18 protein-coding genes are annotated in these 21,297 nt (G+C 71.3%); 9 read left to right on the forward strand and 9 right to left on the reverse strand.

Features of this window, described 5'->3' with window-relative positions; genetic code table 11:
• Positions 1–116: 116 nt before the first annotated feature.
• From OF380_RS03975 to OF380_RS03995, 5 genes are read left to right on the forward strand one after another with little or no spacing between them, the layout of a single operon-like run.
• The gene (locus tag OF380_RS03975; protein ID WP_404810596.1) at positions 117–1,988 is read left to right on the forward strand and encodes an extracellular solute-binding protein; all 1,872 of its coding nucleotides are present in this window, start codon (positions 117–119) and stop codon (positions 1,986–1,988) included.
• The gene (locus tag OF380_RS03980) at positions 1,985–3,844 is read left to right on the forward strand and encodes an extracellular solute-binding protein (protein WP_264049493.1); all 1,860 of its coding nucleotides are present in this window, start codon (positions 1,985–1,987) and stop codon (positions 3,842–3,844) included. The genes OF380_RS03975 and OF380_RS03980 overlap by 4 nt, the downstream gene beginning before the upstream one ends.
• 9 nt (positions 3,845–3,853) lie before the next feature.
• Positions 3,854–4,954 carry a microcin C ABC transporter permease YejB gene (locus OF380_RS03985; RefSeq protein ID WP_264049494.1) on the forward strand — a complete coding sequence of 367 codons (1,101 nt, stop codon included), beginning with the start codon at positions 3,854–3,856 and terminating at the stop codon, positions 4,952–4,954.
• Positions 4,951–5,454 (forward strand): GNAT family N-acetyltransferase, encoded by a 504-nt coding sequence (locus OF380_RS03990; RefSeq protein ID WP_264049495.1) that lies wholly within the window; start codon positions 4,951–4,953, stop codon positions 5,452–5,454. Before OF380_RS03985 ends, OF380_RS03990 begins: the two co-directional genes overlap by 4 nt.
• Positions 5,455–5,491: 37 nt before the next feature.
• Positions 5,492–6,424, forward strand: coding sequence for an alpha/beta fold hydrolase (locus tag OF380_RS03995; protein ID WP_264049497.1), 933 nt, complete (start codon positions 5,492–5,494; stop codon positions 6,422–6,424).
• 1,068 nt (positions 6,425–7,492) lie between these two features.
• On the opposite strand, the gene OF380_RS04000 is transcribed toward OF380_RS03995, so the two are convergent.
• From OF380_RS04000 to OF380_RS04025, 6 genes are all read right to left on the reverse strand, one after another.
• Complete coding sequence (locus OF380_RS04000) at positions 7,493–9,577, reverse strand: hypothetical protein (RefSeq protein ID WP_264049498.1); 2,085 nt, start codon at positions 9,575–9,577, stop codon at positions 7,493–7,495.
• A gap of 25 nt (positions 9,578–9,602) precedes the next feature.
• On the reverse strand, positions 9,603–9,932 hold the full coding sequence (locus OF380_RS04005) for a type II toxin-antitoxin system HicB family antitoxin (protein ID WP_264049499.1): 330 nt from the start codon (positions 9,930–9,932) through the stop codon (positions 9,603–9,605).
• Positions 9,929–10,189, reverse strand: a complete 261-nt coding sequence (locus tag OF380_RS04010) for a type II toxin-antitoxin system HicA family toxin (protein WP_264049500.1) — start codon at positions 10,187–10,189, stop codon at positions 9,929–9,931. The genes OF380_RS04005 and OF380_RS04010 overlap by 4 nt, the downstream gene beginning before the upstream one ends.
• A gap of 73 nt (positions 10,190–10,262) precedes the next feature.
• Positions 10,263–13,082, reverse strand: a complete 2,820-nt coding sequence (locus OF380_RS04015; protein WP_264049501.1) for a DUF4159 domain-containing protein — start codon at positions 13,080–13,082, stop codon at positions 10,263–10,265.
• A 10-nt stretch (positions 13,083–13,092) separates the two neighbouring features.
• The gene (locus tag OF380_RS04020; protein WP_264049502.1) at positions 13,093–14,028 is read right to left on the reverse strand and encodes a DUF58 domain-containing protein; all 936 of its coding nucleotides are present in this window, start codon (positions 14,026–14,028) and stop codon (positions 13,093–13,095) included.
• A gap of 3 nt (positions 14,029–14,031) precedes the next feature.
• The gene (locus OF380_RS04025) at positions 14,032–15,036 is read right to left on the reverse strand and encodes an AAA family ATPase (RefSeq protein WP_264049503.1); all 1,005 of its coding nucleotides are present in this window, start codon (positions 15,034–15,036) and stop codon (positions 14,032–14,034) included.
• A 1,268-nt stretch (positions 15,037–16,304) separates the two neighbouring features.
• Here OF380_RS04025 and OF380_RS04030 point away from each other — a divergent pair.
• From OF380_RS04030 to OF380_RS04045, 4 genes are read left to right on the forward strand one after another with little or no spacing between them, the layout of a single operon-like run.
• Positions 16,305–16,886, forward strand: coding sequence for a DUF1285 domain-containing protein (locus OF380_RS04030; protein WP_264049504.1), 582 nt, complete (start codon positions 16,305–16,307; stop codon positions 16,884–16,886).
• Complete coding sequence (locus tag OF380_RS04035) at positions 16,883–17,536, forward strand: CoA pyrophosphatase (protein ID WP_264049505.1); 654 nt, start codon at positions 16,883–16,885, stop codon at positions 17,534–17,536. The genes OF380_RS04030 and OF380_RS04035 overlap by 4 nt, the downstream gene beginning before the upstream one ends.
• A gap of 37 nt (positions 17,537–17,573) precedes the next feature.
• Entirely contained in the window at positions 17,574–17,831 is a 258-nt protein-coding gene (locus OF380_RS04040; protein WP_264049506.1) for a DUF6111 family protein, read from the forward strand.
• Positions 17,828–19,069: a CCA tRNA nucleotidyltransferase gene (locus OF380_RS04045; RefSeq protein WP_264049507.1), complete on the forward strand. Its 1,242-nt coding sequence runs from the start codon at positions 17,828–17,830 to the stop codon at positions 19,067–19,069. Before OF380_RS04040 ends, OF380_RS04045 begins: the two co-directional genes overlap by 4 nt.
• A gap of 4 nt (positions 19,070–19,073) precedes the next feature.
• Here the strand turns inward: OF380_RS04045 and atpC are convergent, their stop codons facing one another.
• The 3 genes from atpC to atpD form a co-directional block, all read right to left on the reverse strand.
• Positions 19,074–19,475, reverse strand: coding sequence for an ATP synthase F1 subunit epsilon (atpC, locus tag OF380_RS04050; protein ID WP_264049508.1), 402 nt, complete (start codon positions 19,473–19,475; stop codon positions 19,074–19,076).
• An 83-nt stretch (positions 19,476–19,558) separates the two neighbouring features.
• A complete protein-coding gene (locus tag OF380_RS04055) occupies positions 19,559–19,807 on the reverse strand; it encodes a hypothetical protein (RefSeq protein WP_264049509.1) in 249 nt (82 codons plus the stop codon).
• 4 nt (positions 19,808–19,811) lie between these two features.
• Positions 19,812–21,272, reverse strand: coding sequence for a F0F1 ATP synthase subunit beta (gene atpD, locus OF380_RS04060; protein ID WP_264049510.1), 1,461 nt, complete (start codon positions 21,270–21,272; stop codon positions 19,812–19,814).
• Positions 21,273–21,297: the final 25 nt, after the last annotated feature.

The following is a 21,297-nucleotide window of genomic DNA, read 5'->3' on the forward strand; positions in this document are numbered from 1 at the left end:
GCGCCCATGCGCCCGGTTGGCGTTCGCCGCCGGTCCGTCCTAGAACGTCGGCCGGCCCTCGCCGGTGAGGCGGGCCCCCGGAATCCGGAGACCGCCTGCCCGTGAAGCGAACAGCCCTGATCGGCCGCCTTCTTGCCGCCCTCGTGGTCCTGGCCCCGGCCCTGCCCGCCCGGGCCGCGCCCGATCCGGCCTCCACCGCGCCCAAGGGCGCCTGGATGCACGCCGTCACGCTGATGGGCGAGCCGAAATACGGCCCCGACTTCAAGCATTTCGAGTATGCCGACCCGAACGCCCCGAAGGGCGGGCTCCTGCGCCTCGGCGCGCAGGGCGGCTTCGACAACTTCAACTACGTCGTGTCGGGCCTGAAGGGCGACCTCGAGGGGGGGATCGTCCAGATCTACGATACGCTGATGACGGAATCGGCCGACGAGCCCTTCACCTCCTACGGCCTCCTGGCCGAGGGCATGCGGCTGGCCGACGACCTCTCGGCGGTGTCCTACCGCCTGCGCGAGGGCGCCCGCTGGCACGACGGCAAGCCGGTGACGCCCGAGGACGTGGTCTGGTCCTTCGACGTCCTGAAGGCCAACAGCCCGTTCTACGCCGCCTATTACCAGACCGTGGCCAAGGCCGCCGTCACCGGCCCGCGCGAGGTGACCTTCACCTTCTCGGAGGCCGGCAACCGCGAGCTGCCCCAGGTGCTCGGCCAGTTGCGCGTGCTCCCCAAGCACTGGTGGACGGGCACCGACGCGCAGGGCAAGCCCCGCGACCCGACCCAGACCACCCTGGAAATCCCGCTGGGTTCCGGCCCCTATCGCCTCGCGAAGTTCGAGCCCGGGCGCAGCGCCACCTACGAGCGGGTGGCCGATTACTGGGGCAAGGACCTGCCGGTGAACGCGGGGCGCAACAATTTCGGCACGATGCGCAACGAGTACTTCCGCGATGCCACCGTGCTGATCGAGGCGCTGAAGGGCGACCTCTTCGACTTCCGGGCCGAGAACGTGGCCCGCAACTGGGCCACCGCCTACGACAGCTTCCCCGCCGTGAAGGAGGGCCGCCTGATCAAGGAGGAGTTCCCGGATCGCGGCAACGGCAACATGCAGGCCTTCGTCTTCAACACCCGCCGGGGGAAGTTCGCCGATCCGCGCGTGCGCCGGGCCTTCAACCTCGCGATGAACTTCGAGGAGATGAACCGGGCGCTGTTCTTCGGCCTCTACAAGCGGATCGACTCCTACTATTTCGGCTCGGAGCTGGCATCGTCCGGGCTGCCGCAAGGGGACGAACTGGCGATCCTGGAGACGGTGCGGGACAAGGTTCCGCCGCGTGTCTTCACCGCCCCCTACGCCAATCCCGTCAACGGCAACCCCGACGCCGTCCGGGCGAACCTGCGCGAGGCCGTCGGCCTCCTGAAGCAGGCGGGCTACGAACTCCGCAACGGGCGCATGACCGACGTGAAGAGCGGCGAGCCGCTGACCGTCGAATTCCTCGAGTTCCAGAGCGTGTTCGAGCGGGTGGTGCTGCCCTTCGCGGCGCAATTGAAGCTCATCGGCATCGACAGCAGCCTGCGGATGATCGACCAGGCCCAGTACCAGAACCGCATCCGGTCCTTCGACTTCGACGTCACCACGAGCTCCTGGCCGGAATCCCTCTCCCCGGGCAACGAGCAGCGCGAGTACTGGGGCTCGGCCGCCGCCGACAAGCCCGGCTCGCGCAACCTCATCGGTATCAAGGACCCCGCCATCGACGCGCTCATCGAGCGGGTGATCTACGCGCGGGACCGTCCGGGCGTGCTGGCGGCGACGCGGGCCCTCGACCGGGTGCTGCTGGCCCACGATTTCGTGGTGCCGCAATGGGGCTCGAACGTCTCGCGCACCCTGCGCTGGAACCGGTTCAGCCGCCCCGAGGTGCTGCCGAAATACGGCAGCTCGGGCTTCCCCACCACCTGGTGGTACGACGAGGCGCTCGCGGCCAAGACCGGGGCGCCCCGGTGAGCGCCGGCCCCACCCGCCGCGCCGTCGTCGCCGGCGCCGGCGCGCTGGGCGCCACACTGGTCCTGCCGGCCCCGGCCCGCGCGGCGGGCCGCACCAGCCACGGCCTGTCGAGCTTCGGCGACCTCAAGTACCCGCCCGATTTCCCGAACTTCGACTACGTGAACCCGGACGCGCCCCGGGGCGGGCGCTTCTCGGCGCAGCTCGCCGCCACCTTCGGCAACCAGGCCTCCGACACCTTCAACACCCTGAACGTCTACGTGCTGCGCGGCGACGGCGCCGCCGGCATGAACCTGACCTTCGATTCGCTGATGGTGCGGGCGCTCGACGAGCCGGACGCCCTCTACGGGCTGCTCGCCCGCAGCGTGGAGGTGTCCGAGGACGGCCTGAGCTACCGCTTCGCCTTGCGGCCCCAGGCGCGCTTCCACGACGGGTCGCGCCTTACCGCCCGCGATGTCGCGGCCTCGCTGACCCTCCTGAAGGAGAAGGGCCACCCCGAGATCTCGCAGGTGATCCGCGACCTCGCCGAGGTCGTGCCGGAGGGCGACGCCGCGGTGACGCTGCGCTTCGCCCCCGGCCGCAGCCGCGACCTGCCGCTCTTCGTGGCCACCCTGCCGGTGTTCTCGGCCCGCTACTACGCGAGCCGTGACTTCGAGGCCTCGTCGCTGGAGCCGCCGCTGGGCTCCGGCCCCTACCAGGTCGGGCGCCTGGAGCCCGGGCGCTTCATCGAGTTCGAGCGGGTCAAGGATTACTGGGCGGCCGAACTGCCGGTCATGATCGGCCAGAACAACTTCGACGCCATCCGCTACGAGTATTTTCGCGATCGGCAGGTGGCCTTCGAGGCGTTCAAGGGCGGGGCCTTCACCTTCCGCGAGGAGTTCACGGCCCGGGTCTGGGCCACGGGCTACGACTTTCCCGCCGCGCAGGAGGGCCGGGTCCGCAAGGAGACCGTGCCGGATGCCCGCCCCTCGGGCACGCAGGGCTGGTGGATGAACACCCGCCGCGAGGCGTTGCGCGATCCCCGCGTCCGCGAGGCCATCGGCCTGTGCTTCGACTTCGACTGGTCGAACGCCAACCTGATGTACGGCGCCTACCTGCGCACCGCCTCCTTCTTCGAGAACTCGGACCTCAAGGCCAGCGGCCGGCCGAGCCCCGAGGAACTCGCCCTCCTCGACCCCATGCGCGGCGACCTCGCCGCGGAGGTCTTCGGCGAGGCCTGGAGCCCGCCGGCCTCGGACGGCTCGGGCCAGGACCGGGCGCTCCTCAGCCGCGCGGTCGCGCTCCTGCGGGAGGCCGGCTGCACCCGCGACGGCGGCGTGATCCGCCTGCCCTCCGGCAAGCCCCTGGAGATCGAGTTCCTCGACAACGACCCGGTGTTCCAGCCGGTGACGCAGCCCTTCATCCGCAACCTCGGGCTCATCGGCATCCGCGCCAGCATCCGGCTGGTGGACGCGTCGCAGTACCAGGCCCGGGTCAAGGAGTTCGACTTCGACCTCACCGCCCGCCGGTTCGCCAGCGGCCTCACCCCCGGCCCCGAACTGCGCGAGGCCTACGGCTCGCGCGCCGCCGGCACCCAGGGCTCGAACAACCTCGCGGGCATCGCCAGCCCCGCCATCGACGCCCTGATCGAGCGGGTCACCGAGGCGACCTCCCGCGCCGACATGCGCCACGCGGCCCGCGCCCTCGACCGGGTGCTGCGGGCCGGGCGCTACTGGGTGCCGATGTGGTACAAGGCCGATCACCGGCTGGCGCTCTGGGACGTCTACGGACGTCCGGCCAAGGGACCGACCTACGATCTCGGCGTGCCGAACGTCTGGTGGTACGATGCCGCCAGGGCCCGGCGCATCGGCCGGACCTGAGGAGCGCCCGTGCTCGGCTACATCCTGCGCCGCCTCGCCCTGATGATCCCGACCCTGTTCGGGATCATGCTCATCACCTTCGCCATCGTGCAGTTCGCCCCCGGCGGGCCGGTGGAGCGCGTGCTCGCGCAGTTGCAGGGCCAGAACGAGGGCAGCCTCTCGCGGATCACCGGCGGGGCCGGCGATTTCGGGGGCGCGCGCAGCAGCGGGAGCGGTGAGGCCAACGCGCGCTATCGCGGCGCGCAGGGCCTCGACCCGGCCTTCATCAAGAAGCTCGAACAGCAGTTCGGCTTCGACAAGCCGGCCCCCGAACGCTTCGCCAAGATGATCTGGGACTACGTCCGCTTCGATTTCGGCAACAGCTATTTTCGCGACGTGTCGGTGCTGCAGTTGATCCGCGAGCGCCTGCCCGTGTCGATCTCGCTGGGCCTCTGGATGACGCTGATCTCCTACGCGATCTCGATCCCGCTGGGCATCCGCAAGGCGGTGCGGGACGGCTCGCGCTTCGACCTTTGGACCTCCACCATCGTCATCGTCGGCTACGCGATCCCGAGCTTCCTGTTCGGCATCGCCCTGATCATCCTGTTCGCCGGCGGCTCCTTCGTGCAGATCTTCCCGATCCGGGGCCTGACCAGCGAGAACTTCGAATCCCTGAGTCTCTGGGGCAAGGCGGTCGACTACGCCTGGCACATGGCCCTGCCGCTCACCGCCCTGGTGCTCGGCGCCTTCGCGACCTCGACGCTGCTGACCAAGAACTCCTTCCTCGACGAGATCCGCAAGCAATACGTGCTCACCGCCCGCATGAAGGGCCTGTCCGAGCGCCGGGTGCTCTACGGGCACGTCTTCCGCAACGCCATGCTCATCGTCATCGCGGGCTTCCCGGCGGCCTTCATCTCGGCCTTCTTCACGGGCTCGCTGCTGATCGAGACGATCTTCTCCCTCGACGGGCTCGGGCTCCTGTCCTTCACCTCCATCGTCGGGCGCGACTACCCCGTGGTCTTCGCGACCCTGTACATCTTCTCCCTGCTCGGGCTGGCGGTGAACCTGCTCTCCGACCTGATCTACACCTGGATCGACCCGCGCATCGATTTCTCGGCCCGGGCCACGTGACCGCGCTACCCCTGGTCATCCGGCACGAGCACGCGGGCGACGCCGAGGCGATCGAACGGCTCCATGCCCGCGCCTTCGGGCCCGGCCGCTTCGCCCGCACCGCCTACCGCCTGCGCGAGGGCACGCGGCCGGTGCCGGACCTCTGCTTCACCGCCCTGGTGGCGACCTACCTCGTGGGTTCGGTGCGGATCGGCCCCGCCGAGGCGGGCGGGCCGCTCCTCGTGCTCGGGCCGCTCACCGTCGATCCGAGCTTCGAGGGGCGCGGCATCGGCGCGGCCCTGATGGCGGCGGGCCTCGACGCCGCGACCGCCGCCGGACACGGCCTCGTGATCCTGATCGGCGACGCGCCGTACTACCGGCGCTTCGGCTTCTCGCCGATTCCGCCCGGCCGCCTCCTGCCGCCCTCCCCCGTCGATCCCGCCCGCTTCCTCTGGCGCGAACTCGCCCCCGGGGCGGCTGCGACGGTCTCGGGGAACGTCACGGCCCTGCGCGTGCGTTGACCCCCCAGCGCGGGACGCCGCTGCGGGGATCGACGCGATGGACGAGACGGCAATCCGACACGAGACCATCGCGGCCAACGGCGTCACGCTGCATGTCGCCCGCCTCGGGCGCGGGCGGCCCCTGGTGCTGCTTCATGGCTGGCCGGAATTCTGGCTGACCTGGGAGCCGGTGATGCGGCGCCTCGCCGACCGCTTCGAACTCATCGCCCCGGACCTGCGCGGCTTCGGCGCCAGCGAGAAACCGGATGCGGACCCCTCCGACAAGGCGGGCGCGGAGGTCCATGCCGCCGACATCCTCGCCCTGCTCGATGCTCTCGGCCTCGCGCGCGCCGGTCTCGTCGGGCACGATGTCGGGGCCTCCGTGCTCCAGGCCCTTGCCCGGGCCGCGCCGGAGCGCCTGACCGGCCTCTTCACCTTCAACTGCCCCTATCCCGGCATCGGCCCGCGCCTGGCCGCCCCCGACAGGCTCGCCGAGATCTGGTACCAGTCCTATCACGTGACGCCGTTCGCGGCGGCGCAGGTCGGCGCATCGCGCGAGGGCTGCCGGCTCTATATCGGCCACTTCCTGCGCCACTGGGCCGGCGGCAACCCGGCCGCCTTCGACGCCGACCTCGACGCCTTCGTGGACAATTTCCTGGCCCCCGGAAACCTCCAGGGCGGGTTCAACTGGTACGTCAGTTCACAGGCGGGACGCCTCGCGATGATCCGAGGCGAGGCGCCGCGCCTGCCCCCCATCGCCGTCCCGGCCTGCGTGCGCTGGGGCGATTCCGACCCGCTGTTCCCCTACGCCTGGACCGACCGCCTCGGCGAAACCTTCTCGGACCTCGACCTCGCCCCGTTGGCGGGCGTCGGCCACTTCCCGCATCGGGAGGATCCGGACCACGCGGCGGCCGAGATCGCGCGGTTCTTCGAGCGATTGCCGGGGTCAGGCGGCTTCGGGGTGATGGGTTCGCATTGGCGAGACGACTGACGGCGGTTGCCATCTGCGATCGTCCTGCCCTTGCGGGGCGGGCCGGGGTGGGGGTGCCGGCGCCCTGGTCCTGATTTTCTGCGAACCGGATTGCCAAGGGTGCGCTAGCCTTCCAAGCGAGGCTCCGGCACCCCCACCTCCGGCTCCTCCCCGCAAGGGGGAGGAGAGCGGTGCTGGATGGATTTGGGTTCGTGCTGGGGAGATCGGTTTTTTCTCCCCGAACGCGGCTGTGAAAGCTGGCGACATCCGGCATTCGAACCACAACCGCGTCCCCTCCCCCTTGCGGGGAGGGCCAGGGTGGGGGTGCCGGCACGCGGGTCCTGAGTTCCCGCGAACCGGATCGCCAGGAGCGTCTCAACGTCCGAAGTCAGGCGCCGGCACCCCCACCTCCGGCTCCTCCCCGCAAGGGGGAGGAGAGCAGCGCCAGGTCGATGCAGGTTGACGCTCGCGCAATCGATCGCTTCTCCCCGAACGCGAATATGAAGGCCGGCGAGATCCGGCGTTCGACACACAACGGCCTTCCCTCCCCCTTGCGGGGAGGGCCAGGGTGGGGGTGCCAGCACGCCGGTTCTGAGTTCCCCCGAACCGGATCGCCAAGAGCGCCTCAACGTCCGAAGTCAGGCGCTGGCACCCCCACCTCCGGCTCCTCCCCGCAAGGGGGAGGAGAGCAGCGCTAGGTCGATGCAGGTTGACGCTCGCGCAATCGATCTCTTCTCCCCGAACGCGGCTGTGACGGCTGGCGATATCCGGCATTCGAACCACAACGGCGTCCCCTCCCCCTTGCGGAAGGACGATCGCCGACGGCGCCCGGAGGCATCGAAGCCCCGCGACGCGACGTCATCCCGGAGCTATGCAGCAGAGCCCGGGACCCAGAAACGCAGGGTCTGCAAGAGTCTGCGCCGACGGCGGCTCCGAATTGCCTGCCGCTGGCGCCCCCCTTCGGGTCCGGGCTCGCCTCCGGTGCCCCGGAACGACATCGGTTGCCAGATGCGATCCTCCTCCCTGGACAGAGAAGGAACGCGTTGCGAGGACTGCGCCGAAGCGATCGACCGGAGCCGGTCTCAGGCCTCACGCCGCGCGGCCGCGGCGTCCCTCCACCAGCCACATCGCCAGGACGGCGCCTGCCAGCGCTGCCAGGGCCCACAGGCCCAGCGCCAGGGGATAGACCTCGACGCCCCGGATGTTGGCGCTGTCGCTCGGGCGGAAGCCGATCCAGTCGGCGCCGCTGAGACGCCCGCCGCGGACCGCTTGCAGGCGGGGCACGGCGAGGCCGCCACCGGATTCCGCGAGCCGGCGGATCGAGCCGCCGGTGCCCTCGGCCAGCGCCTTGAGGCGCTCGGTGTCGCTGAACACGTCGGCGAGCTCGCGCGGGTTCGGCGGACCGACGCTCACGAAGGCGACCAGGGCGCCCGAGCGCAGGGTGTGCAGCCCGAGTTCGGTGGCCTCGAAGGTCGTCGCGAACAGGCCGGGCTCGCCCTGCGTCAGGGTCAGCGTGCGCTGCGCGCCGGTGGGCCCGGTGACGGTGACGGGCTCGGCCGTGTCCGCCATGGTCTGGCGCTCGACGCGGACCTCGCGGCCATGGCCCGTGGTCTGGGCGCGCAGGGCCTCCTCCTCCAGGGCGGGCTCCTTCATCAGCCAGTGACCGAGGCGGCGCAGCAGGTCGAGATAGGGGCCGCCCTCGCCGTATCCCCGCGCCCAGAGCCAGGCGTGGTCCGAAGTCAGCAGGGCCACGCGCCCCTTCTCCTCGCGCGAGAGGGCCAGCAACGGCAGGGCGCCCGGCCCCTGCAGGATGGGCTGGATGCCGGGCCGCACCTGGGTCGAGACGATGCGCAGCCAGTCGCCCCAGGCCGGCGGCGACGCCTCCGAGCCCGGCAGGGCCCGGGTCACCGGGTGGCGGTTGCCGGTCCCGGTGAGCGCGGCCTTGTAGGGCTCCTCGACCACGCGCCCGTTGGGCTCGCCGGGCAGGATCGCGGCGAGCCGCGTGCGGGCGAGGCTGGCGGAGGAGGCGAATTCCGGTCCCGCCGCGATGAGCAGCGCGCCGCCGTCGCGGACGTAGCGGACGATGTTGTCGAAGTAGGCCGAGGGCAGCACGCTCTGGTTGGCGTAGCGGTCGAAGATGATGAGGTCGAATTCCTTGATCTTCTGCACGAACAATTCGCGCGTCGGGAAGGCGATCAGGGACAGTTCGGAGATGGGCGTGCCGTCCTGCTTCTCGGGCGGGCGCAGGATGGTGAAGTGGACGAGGTCGACGTTGGCGTCGGATTTCAGGAGGTTGCGCCAGGTGCGCTCGCCCTGGTGCGGCTCGCCCGAGACGAGGAGCACCCGCAGCTTCTCGCGGATGCCCTCGATGGGCAGGACCGCGCGGTTGTTGACCGTGGTGAGTTCGCCGGGCAGCGGCTCCACCTCGATCTCGACCACGTTCGGGCCGCCATGCTCGATCCGCATGGTCAGCGAGAAGGGCTGTCCGGTGGGGAAGGTGCGGCGCCCGACCTCCTCGCCGTCGCGGCGCACGGTGACGGTGGCGGAGCCGGTGCCGCCGCGCTCCATCACCTCGGCGCGGACGGTGAGGTCGCGCCCGACGATGCCGAAGCGCGGCGCCTCGATGAGCTTGATCTGCCGGTCGCGCTCGTCCGGATGCCCGGTGACGAGGACGTGGAGGGGCCCCTTCAGGCCGAGCGCGGCCACGGAGGCCGGGATGTCGTGCACCACGCCGTCCGTGAGCATGACGACGCCCGCCAGCCGCTCGGCCGGCACGTCGGCCAGGGCCTGGGACAGGGCCGTGAACAGCCGCGTGCCCTCGTCGCCGTCCTTGGAGTCGGGCACGTCGATGAAGCGCGGTTCGATGTTGGTCAGCGCGCCGAAGCGGCGCTGCAGCTCGGCCCGCACCGCGTCCGTCATGGCCGGGCGGTCGCCCAGCCCCTGCGAGCCCGAGCGGTCGACCACGATGGCGGCGATGTCCTTGACCGGCTCTCGGTCCTCGCGGACCAGGGCGGGGTTGGCGAGCGCGAGCAGGACCAGCGCCAGCGCCAGCGCACGCAGGAGCGCGGTCCGCCCCCGCGCCAGGAACGCCAGGACGACGAACACCGCCACGAGAATGCCGAAGCCGACGAGCAGCGGCCAGGGCACGAGGGGGGTGAAGCTGAGGCTCAGCATGGGCGGATGGCCTCCCGAGCCAACATCATATCGTCGCCCGTTCCAGCGTCCGGGCGACCCACTTGTTCAGGCTGATCCCGGCCCGCTTGGCCGCCGAGACCACGGCGCGGTGCAGGACCGGCTCCACCCGCACGACGAACTGGCCCGAATAGGGTTTCTCGGGTTCTTCGCCGCGCTCGGCGCAGAACGCCAGGTAATCGTCGATGCTGTCGGAGAACGCCTGCTTGAGTTCATCGACGGATCGGCCCTGAAAGGTCACGACGTCGCGCATGTCGATGACTTCGCCGTGAAAGAGGTCGGCGTCCGCGTCGTATTCGACGACGGCTTCGTAGCCCTTGCAATGCATGGTCGTCATGGCGTCGCCTCGGCTTCGGTCAGAAATCGCCTCATGGACTTCACCGCGCCCTTGTCGGTCTCCTTCTGCGGATGCGGACGGTGAAACACCGCCCGGACACCGTTCAGCGCGATCCGGACCCGCGATCCGCGCCCTTCCGAGATTTCGGCGCCGAAGGCCGTCAGCATCGCCTCGATGTCGCTCCAGGCAATGCCGGCCCGGACCGGTTCGGCGAAGATCGCCTCCAGGGTCGAGCGGTGTCGTCCACTGAGCTTCATATAGTATCGATTCTCAGTATCACAATCCAGGTCTCGGGACGCATCCTCGGGCGTTCGTCGAAGCGGCCGGCCATCACTGGCCCAACCGCTCCAGCAGCGCGGGCACGTGGACCTGGTCGGCCTTGTAGTTGCCGGTCAGCGTGTAGATCACGAAGTTGATGCCGCCCCGGAACGCCATCTCGCGCTGGCGCTGGTCGCCGCCGACGATGGGGTAGAGCGGTTCGCCGCGCTTGCCCACGGCCCAGGCGGCGGCGAGGTCGTTGCTCGTGATGACGAGGGGCGAGACGCCGTCGCCGGCCCGCGCGGGGCGGCGCTCGCTGCCCTCCCCGGCCGGGGGCAGGGTCTCGACCCAGGTCTGGCCGGTGGCGTAGCGGCCGGGGAAGGTGTCCACGAGGTAGAAGGCCTTGGTCAGCACGTGGTCGGCCGGCACCGGCTCCAGTTCCGGCACCTCCAGGGTGGCGAGCATCTTGCGCAGGTAGGCCGCCTCCTGGGTCGGCGGGCCGCCGGGGCGCGCGGTCAGCGCGTCGCGGGTGTCGAAGATCACGGTGCCGCCGTTGCGCATGAAGGCGTCGATGCGGCGGATCGCGGCCTCGCCGGGCTGCGGCCGCCCCGCGACGATGGGCCAGTAGATCAGCGGGTAGAAGGCGAGTTCGTCCTTGCCCGGGTCGATGCCGATCGGGTCGCCCGGCTCCAGGGCGGTGCGGCTCGCCAGCATCTGGGTCAGGCCGGTGAGCCCGGCGCGGCTCGCGGTGTCGGCGGCCTCGTCGCCGGTGATCACGTAGGCGAGCCGGGTGGCGAGGGCGGAATCGAACGCGCTCCCGCGCGCCGGCGCGGCCGTCTGGGCCTGCGCCGGCACGGGCGCGCCGACGAGGGCGCCGAGGGCGATGCCGGCGAGGAGGAGCGCGGCCGGGCGCGAGACGAGCCCGCGTCCGCGCCGCAGGAAGCCGCCGAGCCAGAGGCCCGCGAGGGTGTCAAGGATGAGGAGCATCAGGGCCAGGGTGAAGAGGGTGGCGCGCAGGTCGAGGGTCTCGGCCCCCGCCAGGGAGCCGATCCGGGCGCCGGACAGGGGCGTGAGGTCGAGGGGCTTCAGGCGGTCCTCCACGCGCAGGGCGTTGACCGCGATGCCGCCATCGGCCGGGCCGTAGAAGCCCGGCGGGTGCTCCAGGGTCGCGCGCTCGGCCGTCTCGGCCGGAACGGCGGTGGCGCCGGCCGGCGGCGCGCCGAGCGCTCCGAACCCGTCGAGGGTGAGGCGCGGCGCCAGCACCGCGGTGGCCCGCGCGCCGGCGTCGCCCGCTGGGAGCGCCTTGACCCCGGAGAGGTTCACCACCCGGCGCAGCATGTCGATGAACAGGCCGGACAGCGGCAGGTTCGACCACGTGGTGTCGGCGGTGACGTGGAACAGCACCACGAGGCCCTGCCCCCGCTTCTGCGCGGTGACGATGGGCGTGCCGTCCTGGAGCGAGGCCCAGGTCCGGCCGGGCAGGTCGCCGTCCGGCTCGGCCAGGATCTGGCGACGCACGCCGATATCCGCCGGGGGCGCCAGGCCCGCGAAGGGACTCTCGGGCGGGAAGGCGGCCAGCGTACGCGGGCTGTCCCAGGAGAGGGTGCCGCCGAGCGTCCGCCCGCCCCGGCGCAGGCGCACGGGCACCAGGGGATCGTTGCCGGCCGCCAGGCGCGGACCGGCGAAGCGCAGGAGCAGGCCGCCGGCATCGACGAAGGCCTCGACCCGGTCCAGCGTCGGTCCGTCGAGGGCGCCGACATCGGCGAGCACGAGGACGGAGACCTGCCCGTCGAGCATCTGGGCGATGGATTCGGCGACACCCTTGGCCCCGCGCGGCTCCTGCACGTCGGCGTAGGGGCCGAGCGCCCGGGACAGGTAATAGGTCGGCGCCAGGAGGGGCTGGGCCTGGTCGCTGGTGCCGCCGAAGACGAGGCCGACGCGACGGCGCTTGCCGCGCTCGTCCACCAGGGTCACGGCCCCGGCGGAGCGCTCGGCGGCGATCTCCAGGCGGCTGATGCCGTTGCGCAGCTCGACCGGCAGGTCGAAGCCGATCTCGGTCTCGGTGCCGTCGGGCGCGAAGGTGAAGGCCTGTTCGGCGAGCGGCAGGCCCTTCGCGTCGAGGGCGCGGACCACGCCGGTGTCGCGGCCGTTGGCGCTCGCGCGCAGCACGTGCGCGGTGAGCCGCCCGCCGGCCTCCGCCGCCGAGAGGGCCAGGGCCGGCGGACGGTCCGCCCGCAGGATGGTGAGGGCGGCCCCGTGCCGGGTCACGAGCTCCGCGAGCCGCTGGCCGAAGGCGTCCGTACCGGGTCCGGCGACACCGTCGCTGATCCAGAGGATCGCGCTGCCGGGGCTGCGCTCCAGGAAGGCGCCGAGGCTCGGCAGGGCGGCGTCGCGCTCGGCGAGATGCGGACGCGGCGCGATGGCGCGCAGGCGCTCGAGGGCGGCGGCCGGCACCTTGGCGTCCAGGGGGGCGGCGGGCTCGGCGAGCGCCGCCACCGCCACGGGCCGTCCGTCGCGGGCCGCCGCCTCGATGGCGTCGGTGGCGACGCGCAGGCGCTCGCGCCAGTCGTGGGCCGAGGAGAATCCGTTGTCGAGGAGCACGAGGAGCGGCGTGCGGCCCGCTCCCGCCCCGGTGCCGGACGGGTTCCAGACGGGGCCCGACACCGCCAGGATCAGGCAGGCGGCGGCGAGCAGGCGCAGGATCAGCAGCCAGGGCGGGGTACGGGCGGGCGTCTCGCGCCGGGGCAGGAGGTCGGCCATGATCGCCAGCGGCGGAAAGTCGATCCGGCGCGGGCGCGGCGGCGTCACCCGCAGCAGGAACCACAGGGCGGGCAGCGCGAGGAGCGCGGCGAGCGCCAGGGGCGCGGCGAAGGTCAGGGGCAATCCGAGCATGCGGCGGTCCTCAGCCCGTCCCGCGCGCGGCGGCCAGGAGGGTCAGGAGGCGAAGGGCCGCTTCGCTGGCGGGGCGGTCCGTGCGGTGGATCGTCAGGGTCCAGCCCTGCGCGCGGGCGATCTCGGCGAGGCGGTCGCGGTGGGCGGCGATCCGCACCCGGTAGGCCTCGCCCCAGGCCCCCGCATCGCCGACATGCAGGCGCAGGGCCGACCCGACATCGTGCAGCACCGCCTGGCCCTGGAACGGGAAAGTCTCCTCCACGGGGTCGACGATCATGACGAGGTGCCCGCGCGTGCCCCGGCCGGCGAGCCGGTCCACCGACGCCTTCACGGCCTCGGGGGGGGACAGGAAGTCGCCGATCAGCACGGCCTCGTCGAACCGGCCCGGCGTGGCGGCGGGCGGGGCGTCGTCGTCCTGTCCGGCCGCGTCCGCCACCAGGGCCTGGGCCATGGTCTCGACGATGCGGCGCGAGGCGGTGGCGCGGGTGAGCCCAAGGAGGCCGGCCCGCTCGCCACCCTCCACCAGGGCATCGGCGAGGGCGAAGCCCAGCACCAGGGCCCGCTCCACCTTCGGCGCCTGCGCCAGATGCGAGGCGAAGCCCATGGAAGCGGAGCGGTCGATCCAGAACCAGATGTTGTGGGTGGCTTCCCACTCGCGCTCGCGCACGTAGAGCCGGTCGTCGCGGGCCGAGCGACGCCAGTCGATCCGCGCGGCGGCCTCGCCGGCCACGAAGGGCCGGAACTGCCAGAAGCTCTCGCCCGGCCCGGCGCGCCGGCGCCCATGGATGCCGTGCGCCAGGGTGGAGGAGACGCGGCGGGATTCGAGGATCAGGCGCGGCATCCGCTCGGCCAGGGCCAGGGCGCCCTCGGTCTCGCGGCGTCCCGGATTGCGGGCGTGCCGGTCGAGGACCTGGGTGGCGGCGCCGCCGGGCCGGGGGATCGCCATGCCCTAGAGCTTGCCGGCGAGCTGGGCGATCAGGCCCGAGACCGTCTCGCCGTCGGCCCGCGCGGAGAAGCTCAGCGCCATGCGGTGCTTCAGCACGGGCTCGGCCAGCGCCTTCACGTCGGCGATGGAGGGCGCGACCCGGCCCTCGATCAGCGCGCGGGCGCGCACCGCCAGGGTGAGGGCCTGGCTGGCGCGGGGCCCCGGGCCCCAGAGCAGCTTGTCCTTCAGCGCCGGGTCGCCCCCCTCGGGCCGGGCCGAGCGCACGAGGTCGAGGATCGCATCCACCACCGCGTCGCCCACCGGCAGCCGGCGCACGAGGCGCTGGGCGGAGAGCAGCGCCTCGGTGGACATCACCGCCACAGGCCGGTGCTCGTCCACGCCGGTGGTCTCGATGAGGATGCGCCGCTCGGCGGCGCGATCCGGATAGCCGACGTCGATCTCCAGGAGGAAGCGGTCGAGCTGCGCCTCGGGCAGGGGGTAGGTGCCCTCCTGCTCGATGGGGTTCTGGGTCGCCAGCACGTGGAAGGGGCGCGGCAGGTCGTGGCGCTCCCCCGCCACCGAGACGAAGTGCTCCTGCATGGCCTGGAGCAGGGCCGACTGGGTGCGCGGGCTGGCGCGGTTGATCTCGTCCGCCATGAGGAGCTGGGTGAAGACCGGCCCCTTCACGAAGCGGAAGGAGCGGTGTCGCTCGGCGTCCTCGTCGAGGATCTCGGTGCCGAGGATGTCGGAGGGCATCAGGTCCGGCGTGAACTGCACGCGGCGGGCATCGAGGCCGAGCACGGTCCCCAGCGTCTCCACCAGCTTGGTCTTGGCGAGCCCCGGCAGGCCCACGAGCAGCCCGTGGCCGCCGGCCAGGATCGTCACCAGGGCGAGGTCGACCACCGCCTCCTGGCCGAAGATGACCCGGTGGATCGCCTCGCGGGCCTGCCCGACGGCGCCGAGACAGGCTTCCGCCGCGGCGACGATGCCGTCATCGAGGGTCGTGGCCGGCTGCGAGCCCTGCGTCATGCGTGTCCGTCCTGGCGTGTTGCGTGTGGCGTCGACCCGAGGGGTCGCGCGCGGCGATGCGGGGTCCGGTCTCGCGGTGAACCCGGCCCCCGCCTACAGCCCGTGAGTGTGGCGCCCTTTGAGGCACGCTGGCAAGGTCGGCGCGACGCCGCAGGGTTCGGAGCCGGTGGCGCCGGTTCGAGGCGGGCTTCCAGGGCCAGGCCCCGTGAGGCTTTGGCGGGTGCTGATGCGTCCCGTCGATCACGTCGCGGATCCGGTGTGGTTGATTTCCGGTTTTCGGGGAGGGCCAGGGTGGGGGTGCCGGCACGCGGGTTCTGAGTTTCCGCGGACCGGATCGCCAAGGACGCCTCACCGTCCGAAGTAAGGCGCCGACACCCCCACCTCCGGCTCCTCCCCGCAAGGGGGAGGAGAGCAGTGCTGGACGGTCTTGGGTTCGTGCTGGGGGATCGGTTTCCCTGCTCCGAACGCGGACGTGAAGGCTGGCGATGTCCCGACGACCGAACCACAACGGCCTCCCCTCCCCCTTGCGGGGAGGGCCAGGGTGGGGGTGCCGGCACGCGGGTCCTGATTTCCCGCACACCGGATCGCCAAAACCACCTCAACGTCCGAAGTCAGGCGCCGGCACCCCCACCTCCGGCTCCTCCCCGCAAGGGGGAGGAGAGCGGTGCTCGACGGACTCGGGTTCGTGCTTGGGCCGATCGGCCTCTTCTGCCCGGGCGCGGATGCGAAGGCTGGCGACACCCGGTGTTCGAACCACAACGGCCTCCCCTCCCCCTTGCGGGGAGGGTCAAGGTGGGGGTGCCGGCACACCGATCCTGAGTTCCCCCGAACCGGATCGCCAGGAATGCCTCAACGTCCGAAGTAAGGCGCCGGCACCCCCACCTCCGGCTCCTCCCCGCAAGGGGGAGGAGAGCGGCGCCAAGCCGATGCAGGTTGACGCTCGTGCAATCGTCCTCTTCTGCCCGAGCGGGGACCTGAAAGCTGGCGACATCCGGCGTTCGAACCACAACAACCTCCCCTCCCCCTCGCGGCAGGGCGACCGCAAAGGACGTCCGGCAGCATCGAAAGCCCCGCCACACTGTGTCATCCCGAACCGACGCAGCGGAACCCGAGCCCCAGAAACACAGGTTCGGCAAGGTCCCGCCCCGGCGGCGGCGCGAAACACCGACTTCGCCTCCGGTGCCCCGGAATGACACCGGTGGCCATCGGTTCGAGAGCGATGACGGGCCGTGTTCCCTCACGCACCGGATGCGCTATCTTTCCCGCCCATGACCCGACCCGATCCCGCCCCCTCCGGCGATCCGACGATCGACCGCCTCAGCGCCGCCCTCGGGGACGTGGACCGCCGCGGCCCGCCGCCGGTGGAGCGCTGGAACCCGCCCGATTGCGGGGACATCGACATGCGGATCGCCGCCGACGGGACCTGGTTCCACGACGGCAGCCCGATCCGGCGCCCGGCCCTGGTGAAGCTCTTCGCCTCGATCCTCCGGCGGGAGGCCGATGGCCGCATCGTCCTCGTCACCCCCGTGGAACGCGTCGGCATCACGGTGGAGGACGCACCCTTCATCGCCGTGGAGATGGCGGTCGAGGGGGATGGGCCCACGCGGCGGATCGCCTTCCGGACCAACGTGGACGATCTCGTCCCCGTCGATGCGGAGCACACCCTGCGCTTCGCCGAGGACGCGGCCGGGGGCCTGCGGCCCTACCTTCATGTCCGGGGTGACCTCTGGGCGCTCCTGACCCGCGCGCTCACCCACGACCTCCTGGCGCTGGCCGAGACGCGCGACGGCTGGCTCGGACTCGAGGCCGGCGGCCTCTTCCACCGGATCGCGCCCGCCGAGAGCGCATGAGAGCGGCGAGAACGCGGGACGACGCGCTGGCCGACCTCCTCGACCGGGCCGCCCGCTTCCTCTCGGCGGAGCCCCCCGGCCCCGGCGACCCGACCGCGAATCCGCGCGGGGATCACGAGCTCGACGGGACTGAGGCGGAGACCGTCCCGGACCGTCCGCACCGGCGCGCGGCCGTGCTGGTGCCGGTGCTGCCGCGCGAGGACGGCCTGCGGGTCCTCTTCACGGTGCGGGCCGCACATCTGCGCGACCATTCCGGGCAGATCGCGTTTCCCGGCGGCAAGATCGACCCCGGCGACCCGACCCCCGCCGACGCGGCCCTGCGGGAGGCCCGGGAGGAGGTCGGGCTGGCGCCGGACGCGGTACGGGTGCTCGGCTACCTCGACCCCTACCTCTCGGCCACCGGCTTCCTCGTCCTGCCGGTGCTGGGCCTCGTGGACCCTCGCGCCCGGCTCACCCTGAACCCCGACGAGGTCGCGGCAACCTTCGAGGTCCCCCTTCCCCACCTCCTTGACCGCGCCGAGCGCCGGATCGAGCGCGGGATCTGGCGCGGACGGGTGCGGCATACCTATGTGATCCGCTACGGTGACTTCCGGATCTGGGGCGTCACCGCCGGCATCGTGAACAACCTGGACGCGCGCCTCTATCCATGAGGCGCCGCGACCGGCCCCTCCGCCTCCCGGAACCCGCATGATTCGTCGTCTCGTCGAGGAAGTCCTGATCTTCCTCCTGCCCTTCCTGCTGTTCTTCCTCTACCTCGCAATCAGCGGCCGCCGGCCGCACGACCGCACGCATTGGGACGGGCAGGTCTTCCGCCTGACCCTGGCGGGGCTCGGCCTCGTGATCCTGTCGCTGGTTGCCACCGGCCTGTTCGGCGAACGCCACCGCGGCGGCTACATACCGCCCCATCTCGAGAACGGGCAGGTGGTGCCCGGCCGGTTCCAGTGAGCGGCCATACCCTCGACCCGGAGGGTCCGGCGCGGCTCCTCGCGCAGCCCGACGTGGTCCGGGTCCTCGCGGCCCTGGCGGTCCCGGGCGAGGAAACCCGCCTCGTCGGCGGCTGCGTCCGCGACGCCCTGCTCGGCCGGACAGGCGACGATATCGATCTTGCAACGACTCTGCAGCCTGATGCAGTGATCGCCTTCGCCGCGCGCAGCATGATGCGCTTTGTACCGACCGGAATCGAGCACGGGACCGTTACGCTGCTTGCCGGCCGGACGGCCTTCGAAGTCACCACCCTACGCGAGGATATCGAGACCGACGGGCGCCACGCCGTCGTCCGCTTCGGGCGCGATTTCCCCCGCGACGCCGAGCGCCGGGACTTCACCCTCAACGCCCTCTCCCTCGACCCGGACGGACGGCTCCACGACACCACCGGTGGCGTGGCGGACCTGCGCGCCGGTCGCGTCCGCTTCATCGGGGACGCCCGCACACGCATCCGAGAGGACGCCCTGCGCATCCTGCGCTTCTTCCGCTTCCATGCCCGCTACGGCATCGGCCGCCCGGACGAACCGGGTTTTGCCGCCTGCATCCAAGCACGCGACGCCCTGGACGGCCTCTCGCGCGAGCGCGTCCGGGCAGAATTTCTCAAGCTTTTACAAGCCCCTCGGGCCTGCGAGGGCTTGGCGGACCTGAGCGAGTCGGGACTTCTGGCGCGCCTGATCGGCGGGATCGGTGATCTCGGCCGGTTCGCCCGCTGCGTCGCGAACACGCCCGGACAAGCCTCCGAGATCGACCGGCTCGCCGCCCTCGCGGTGTTTTCGGAAGCGGATGTCGAGCGTCTGCGACTGGCGCTCAGGCTGTCCAACACGGAGCAGACGGCCCTGCTCGGATACGCCCGGGCGGTGACGGCGCTTCGCAGTCGCGCCCGGATCGACGGCCCCGAACTGCGCCGCCTCGCTGCCACACACACCGTGGCGGGCCTCAGCCTCGCAGCGCGGACGATCCGAGGCGAAGGACGCCCGGACTGGTCTCCGGACGCGGCCGCCGATCTCAACGACCTCGACGCCGGGCTTTTCGCGAAGCCGTCCTTCCCGATCGCGGGCGCCGATCTCATCGCTCTCGGAGTTCGACCGGGCCCGGAAATCGGACGACGCCTGGCCGACGCACGCCGGCTCTGGCTGGAACAGGGATGTCCGGAAGGTGATGCAGCGCGCGACGCTCTTCTGCGTCACGCGACGATGTAGACCATCAGAAGTTGAGCGCGACCTTCGCGTCGCGCAACTGCACGATCTGGCCGGTGAGCTCGTCCTTCTTGGCAAAGTCTTCGGTGGCGTCGCGCTGCAGCTCTACCGCCGCGATATCGCGATCGATGGATTCCGGCGTGATCTCTTCGAACGGGTTCGCCCGCTCCGCGATCACGGTCACGGAGGTGGGGCCGATATCGGCGAAACCGCCGCGCACCAGCACGCGCTTGCCCGCGTGACCCGCCTCGTTGATCACGATGACGCCGACCTTTAGCGCCGTGAGCACGGGGGCATGCCCGGGGAGCACCGTCATTTCGCCCTCGATACCCGGGAGCTGAACGGCCTCGATCTGACCGGAATACACCGTCCGCTCGGGGCCGACGAAATCGAACTGGAAGGTGGCCATGAGGTCGAGGATCCCGGCTCGGGTTGTCTTGTCGATGGAACGACGCGCCGTCCTTCAGGAAGGGGCGCGCCGTGCGATTCCGGTCAGGCCCGGCGGCGGTCGGCGACGAATCCGATGCCGAGGCCCAGCACTGCGCCGATGACGGCGAAGATGCCGATGTGCTGCATCTGGCCCGTGGTCAGGGAGCCGCCACGCGTACCCGCCGGCGAATCTCCCTGAATCTCGAGGCTGAACGAGCCCACCTTGATCTCGGCGGCCTCGGGCCGGGTGAGATACCCGGCCAGACCGCCGACAACAAGACCGACGAGGAGGAGAACGGCCTTCGCGTTCAACGCCTTAGGCCGCTGCGGCGATCTTCTTCGCCTTCTCCTTGGCGTCCTCGATCGTGCCGACCATGTAGAACGCCGCCTCCGGCAGGTCGTCGTACTCGCCGTTCACGAGGCCCTTGAAGCCCTTGATCGTGTCGGCCAGCGGGACTTGGATGCCCGGCGAGCCGGTGAAGATCTCGGCCACCGAGAAGGGCTGCGAGAAGAAGCGCTCGATCTTGCGGGCGCGGGCGACGGTCAGCTTGTCCTCTTCCGAGAGCTCGTCCATGCCCAGGATTGCGATGATGTCCTGCAGGGCCTTGTAGCGCTGCAGGGTCTGCTGGACACGGCGGGCCACGTCGTAGTGCTCCTCGCCGAGGACGGCGGGGTTCAGCATGCGCGAGGTGGAGTCCAGCGGATCAACGGCCGGGTAGATGCCCTTCTCGGCGATCGAGCGCGACAGCACGGTCGTGGCGTCGAGGTGGGCGAACGAGGCGGCGGGCGCCGGATCGGTCAGATCGTCGGCCGGCACGTAGATGGCCTGCACCGAGGTGATCGAGCCCTTGGTTGTGGTGGTGATGCGCTCCTGCAGGGCGCCCATGTCGGTGGCGAGCGTCGGCTGGTAGCCCACCGCCGACGGGATGCGGCCGAGCAGCGCCGACACTTCCGAACCGGCCTGGGTGAAGCGGAAGATGTTGTCCACGAAGAACAGCACGTCCTGGCCCTGATCGCGGAAGTCCTCGGCGATGGTCAGGCCGGTCAGCGCGACGCGCGAGCGGGCACCGGGGGACTCGTTCATCTGGCCGTAGACCAGGGCGCACTTGGAGCCCTCGGCGGAGCCGTTATGCTCCTTGGGGTCCATGTTCACCTTGGACTCGATCATCTCGTGGTAGAGATCGTTGCCCTCGCGGGTGCGCTCACCGACGCCGGCGAACACCGAGTAGCCGGAGTGCACCTTCGCGATGTTGTTGATGAGCTCCATGATCAGCACGGTCTTGCCCACGCCGGCACCGCCGAACAGGCCGATCTTGCCGCCCTTGGCATAGGGGGCGAGGAGGTCGACGACCTTGATGCCGGTGACCAGGATCTGTGACTCGGTGGACTGCTCGGAATAGGCGGGGGCCGGCTGGTGGATGGCGCGCAGCGTCTCCGACTGGATCGGGCCGGCTTCGTCGATCGGCTCGCCGATGACGTTCATGATGCGGCCGAGGGTGTTGAAGCCGACCGGGACCTTGATGGCCTCGCCGGTGTCGGTGACCTCCTGGCCGCGGACAAGACCTTCCGAGGTGTCCATGGCGATGCAGCGCACGGTGCTCTCGCCGAGCTGCATAGCGACTTCGAGGACGAGACGGCTGCCGTTGTTCTTGGTCTCGAGGGCGTTCAGGATCTCAGGCAGATGGCCCTCGAAGTGAACGTCGACCACCGGGCCGATGACCTGGGTGATCTTGCCGACCTTGTTCGAGCCGGCGCCGGGGAGAGCGGTGTTCGCCATGTTACGGGTCCTTTGGGAATGTTGC

Source organism: Methylobacterium sp. FF17 (assembly GCF_025813715.1).
Taxonomy (GTDB): Bacteria; Pseudomonadota; Alphaproteobacteria; order Rhizobiales; family Beijerinckiaceae; genus Methylobacterium; species Methylobacterium flocculans.